Genomic DNA, 2,712 nt, shown 5'->3' on the forward strand with positions numbered 1-2,712 from the left:
CATTGTTTCCAGTTACAAAGAATTACAAGCAGCACTTGCGAAAGGTGGAAAGCAATGGATCACCTTAAAAAAAAATAGTTCCGAAAACACATGGCTTTATCAGGAAGACATGAAAAGTGATGATATGCTGGTTCTGGATGATCCAGATGCCGACATCACGATCGACCTGAATCACTGCAGTGTGATTCGGGATACCGGCAGATACGATAATGCCTTGTTCGACATCCGGCAGGGCAAGTTGCGGATCTTCAGTACACAACTGACGGGCGTTCCGGCAAATGATTGGAATATGCAATTCCGAAGTGCAGCATATACGTCCTGTTTGTTCCGCGTTGGAAAAAATGGTGCTCTGCATCTGACAAATATAAGTGGTGCTACGCCTTATCAGGGCATGGCTTATGGACAGCCCATGATCATTTCCGAAGGTAATCTGCAGATCGATGGCGGGCATTACCGCAATATGATCGATACGTTCTCTCCCGACAAAGAAACTCGCGGAGCAGCAATTTTGATCGATGGCGGCACCGCGGTTATCAACGGCGGTAAATATGAAGGCACGGCATGCAGCGTGGCTGTACGGAATGATGCTCAGCTGACTGTAAATCATGGATATATCGGCAGTTGGGATACCGGTCTGTACATTGGAGGTAGTGCAAATGCAGTAATCAATGGCGGAGAATTTGACCGCTATGAAATAACTTCCTCTTCTTCCAAATCTCAGAATTGCGCTGTGATGATGGAAAGTTCTGGCAATCTGACGATACACAACGGCAACTTTTACGGAGCAAAACAGGGTTTGTTCCTGAAATCGGCTGGACAGGTCACCATTTGGAACGGTTCTTTCAAAAGCAGGAATCCCAGAGAAGCCCAACAGGCAGCAATGGTGATTTCCGATATGGAAAACATGAATGTCGCAGTCTACAACGGGACATTTTCAGGGACAACCGGAATACGATCCAACGTAAAATTCTCGTTGAAAGACATTTTTCCGGACAAGAACGGCAATGGCATGAAAGCTATGGATAATGGTGTGGTGATCGATCTCAGCACAGAAGCATTCATATTTGGCGAAAACAGCCTGACGATTGAAAAATCAGTTCCTATAATCACGAAGCAACCTCAGAATGTAACTTTGATTTCGGGCAATGATGCAAAGTTCTCTGTAGAAGCAATTGGTGCCGTGCGTTATGAATGGGAAATATTTGATGTAGAAGATGAAACGCAGCAGCCCTATTCCAGAGAAACTGTATTGGCACACTGTTCTGGTGTCAACAGCTTTGAAGAAAGTACATTTCAGATTTATGGTGTCAGCTCTTGGTTTATGAATAAGGCGGTACATGTATGGATCAAAGGCAAGGACGGCGGTGTCACCTCTCACACGGCATATTTTAACATCATTGTCAAACCGCCGGTAGCAGTATCTCAGCTTAAAAACGTGATCGTTGCTCCCGGTGGCACTACGACTTTCACTTTTGAGACCTTGTATGCAGATGAATTTCGCTGGTATTTTACCAATTATGAATGGGATCAGATAGATAATGAAGAACTGTTGGAATATAAAAGCAACGGTCGCACATTGACGCTGTACAATATTTCTGAGTTTTGGGACGGAGAAACGGTTTATTGTGATGCACTCAATGAATTGGGGTCCATCACCTCGGATAAAGCAGTCATCACAGTAGGGATTGCAGGCGACGTAAACGCAGATGGAGAATTGACAGCTGCAGATTTGGTGATGCTTCAAAAATGGCTTATTCAATCCGGATCTATCAATAATGGACGACTTGGCGATTTGGATGGTAATGGCATTCTGAACAGTATCGACTTGTCGATGCTTCGAAGCATGCTGATTGCAAATGAATAGCTCTGATTATGCTGCACTTGACTTGACAATCTATCATGGTCTATCATGGCGAAAATGATTTGCAAACAGCACAAAACGTCTCCAAATGTACAGAACGACTGCTGCAGGATATCCTCTATGGTATCTGCAACGATCCCATGTATCAGAATATGACAAAAGCATGCGAAAAGTGGGTTTTTGATCTTTGATCGCACAAAAAACGAAAAATGCCCCCGCACTTTATTAAAGTGCGGGGGCATTCCTAATGGGCAAATTAACTAGATATTGAACAGACGATTAGAGCATCGATACTTTCAGACTCTTTTCCATGTCGGAAGAAATACCATCATCTACGTACAATTCATACGAGCAATCCGGATAGCCCAGCATGGTCAATGCATGCATATCCAGTTCGGCAGTGTTTTCGGCAGCCTTGGCAAACGGAATTGCCTTCTGATTCCGAATGAAGAAAACAAGTTCGTCCAGTGCAGCTGCAACGTAGTGGTGTCCCTTGGGGAGAACTTCTGTCTCATAGTCCTCACAGGAGCGCATTCTCACCAGCATCATTTCTTCCGGCAGGTATACATAACGACCCTGTGCATTCTGTTTGTAGATCGGTGCGATCATCAGTTCGTTCCCCAGAAGCAGCTGATCTTCCACCTGCTTTGCCATGTCATCCTCCGGGAAATCAAAGACGAGTGGCTTGAACATCATCTCATCGTGCAGTGCGGCCTTCAGGAATTCGCTGTAGAGATAGGGGATAAGGCTGTACCGAATCCGGATCATCTCCCCAGTTGCCTGCACATTTTCGAACTGATACAGTTCCTGCTCTCGTGTGCCGTCTGCTGCGTGATTGCGGAAGAGCGGGG

The 2,712-nt window shown here is 45.3% G+C and carries 2 protein-coding genes; one reads left to right on the forward strand and one right to left on the reverse strand.

Annotated elements, in window-relative coordinates:
- The coding region (locus QZL66_RS01410; protein ID WP_293601756.1) for a dockerin type I repeat-containing protein at positions 1-1,864 on the forward strand (1,864 nt) is incomplete at its 5' end.
- A 276-nt stretch (positions 1,865-2,140) separates the two neighbouring features.
- Here QZL66_RS01410 and QZL66_RS01415 read toward each other — a convergent pair.
- Positions 2,141-2,712, reverse strand: a 572-nt coding sequence (locus tag QZL66_RS01415) for a TIM-barrel domain-containing protein (RefSeq protein ID WP_293601757.1), incomplete at its 5' end; no start/stop codon positions are given.

The sequence above is a fragment of the Ruminococcus sp. CAG:330 genome (assembly GCF_000437175.1).
In the GTDB taxonomy this organism is placed as follows: Bacteria; Bacillota; Clostridia; order Oscillospirales; family Ruminococcaceae; genus Ruminococcus_C.